Source organism: Comamonas sp. MYb69 (assembly GCF_037479315.1).
Lineage (GTDB): Bacteria > Pseudomonadota > Gammaproteobacteria > Burkholderiales > Burkholderiaceae_C > Comamonas.
This window is the reverse complement of the sequence record NZ_JBBGZG010000027.1, coordinates 1-1,332: the sequence shown is the minus strand read 5'-3', so window position 1 is coordinate 1,332 and position 1,332 is coordinate 1. Positions and strand designations below refer to the sequence as shown.

General features: G+C 58.1%; 1 protein-coding gene. It reads right to left on the bottom strand.

Translation table 11 applies throughout. From position 1 onward, the window contains the following. Positions 1 to 36: 36 nt before the first annotated feature. The gene (locus tag WH303_RS23725) at positions 37 to 1,263 is read right to left on the bottom strand and encodes an IS256 family transposase (protein WP_339521314.1); all 1,227 of its coding nucleotides are present in this window, start codon (positions 1,261 to 1,263) and stop codon (positions 37 to 39) included. Positions 1,264 to 1,332: the final 69 nt, after the last annotated feature.

Here is a 1,332-nt window from a genome sequence, read left to right as displayed (position 1 = left end):
GGGCGTGTCCGATATTTTGTGTAAACGGGACGGGCTTCAGTTGATGGAGATGCGGTCTCCGAACTGAATGGTAAAGCGAGTCAGCGCAGCCTTCCAATCGCGGATGGGCAATGTCCACTTCTGGCTGATGTTGCGCAGCGCCAGATAGAACAACTTGGTCAGCGCTTCGTCACTGGGGAACGAGCCCCGATTCTTCGTCAGCTTGCGCAAGCTCATGTTCACCGACTCGATGGCGTTGGTGGTGTAGATGACCTTGCGGATTTCAGGTGGGTAATCAAAGAAGGGAATCAGCCGATTCCAGTTTCTGCGCCAGGACTGGCCGATGGGCAGATACTGCGTGTCCCACTTGGCCTCGAACTCACCGAGTCGCAGCTCAGCCTCTTGGGCGGTGGCCGCCTGGTAGATGCGGCGCAGATCGGCCGCAACCTCAGGGCGGAGCTTCCATGAGACGTAGTTCAGACTGTGGCGCACCATGTGCACGATGCACAACTGCACGACCGCCTTGGGGAATACCGCCTCGATGGCATCGGGGAAGCCCTTGAGGCCATCCACACAGGCCACGAAGATATCTTGTACGCCCCGGTTGCGTAGCTCCGTGACGACCTGCAGCCAGAACTTGGCCCCCTCGGTTTGGGCCAGCCACAAGCCCAGCACCTCCTTCTCGCCATTCATCGTGATGCCAATGGCCAGATAGACCGCCTTGACCCGTACAGCGCCCTCGCGCACCTTCACGTGGATGCAGTCCAGATAGACGATGGGATAGATGGCATCCAGGGGGCGGGCCTGCCAGGCCTTGACTTCGTCGCTGACGGCGTCCGTCACCGATGAAATCAGGCTGGGCGAGACCTCGGTGCCGTACATCTCTTGCAGGTGGGCCTGAATCTCACGCACCGTCATGCCGCGGGAATACAACGAGATGATTTTGTCGTCGAAGCCGCTCCAGCGAGTTTGGTGCTTGGGAATGAGCTGGGGCTCGAAGCTGCCATTGCGGTCACGAGGGACTTCAATTGGCAGTTCACCAAACTCCCCCTTGAGGGTCTTCTTGCTCTTGCCGTTGCGGGTGTTGCCCACGGGGTTGGCGACGGTCTCGTGGCGCTCATGACCGAGGTGTTCGGTCAACTCGGCATCCAAGGCCTTCTCAACTAGCAGCTTGGTCAGTTGCTTGAGCAGGCCATTCTCGCCAATCAGGTCTTCAGGCTTCTTGTAGTTGGCCAGGAGATTGGCCAATAGTTCTTCGGGTACTTCGTGCTTTTTGGATGTCATTGTGTTTACGGACAAGCAGGCTGTCGCCTGCAGTGAATTGGCCGTTTACACAAAATTCTGCACACCCTC

Bases quoted from the DNA above. Each gene is read 5' to 3' on its own strand.
- WH303_RS23725 (WP_339521314.1), bottom strand. From the start codon at position 1,263: ATGACATCCAAAAAGCACGAAGTACCCGAAGAACTATTGGCCAATCTC.